At 82.4% G+C, this 551-nt stretch carries 1 protein-coding gene; it reads right to left on the bottom strand.

Going from position 1 to position 551, the window contains the following annotated elements:
- On the bottom strand, positions 1-551 hold a 551-nt coding region (locus IE330_RS40135), incomplete at both ends, for a M48 family metalloprotease (protein WP_190140828.1).

The following is a 551-nucleotide window of genomic DNA, read 5'->3' as shown; positions in this document are numbered from 1 at the left end:
GGCACGGGGCCCGCCGCGGCGAGGCCCGGGAGGCCCGCCAGACCGGCACGGACCGGCGCGGGCACGCCCGCCCCCGGACCCGCACCCGAACCCGCACCCGCACCCGCACCCGCACCCGCACCCGCACCCGCACCCGCACCCGCCAGCGCGGCCTTCCCGATGGCCCGGGCGACCGTGCGCCGGTCGCCCACCGCCCGGGCGGCCTCCTCGTCGGCCCACCGCTCGGCCGTGTACGCGGTGGCCGTGCGCAGCGGCCCGAGGAACGGGTTGGCCCGCGCGGCCGCCTGGGTGACCAGCAGGAAGCGGTGGTGGCGCGCGGCGAGGTGGGCCCGCTCGTGCGCGAACAGGGCCCGCCGCTCGGCGGGTTCGAGCCGCTCCAGGAGCGCGCGGGTGACGACCACGCGCCCGGCTCCACGGCGGCCGACCGGCCCCGGCAGGGCGTACGCGTAAGCCGCCCCGGCCGCAGCCCCGGCCCCGCGAGCACCAGCGCCCGCACCGGCCCCGACCGCACCGAGCACCGCCACCCGCGTCCCGCGCCTTGGGCGGGAAGT

The organism is Streptomyces longispororuber (genome assembly GCF_014656095.1).
In the GTDB taxonomy this organism is placed as follows: Bacteria; Actinomycetota; Actinomycetes; order Streptomycetales; family Streptomycetaceae; genus Streptomyces; species Streptomyces longispororuber.
This window is presented reverse-complemented; position numbering and strand designations above follow the sequence as displayed.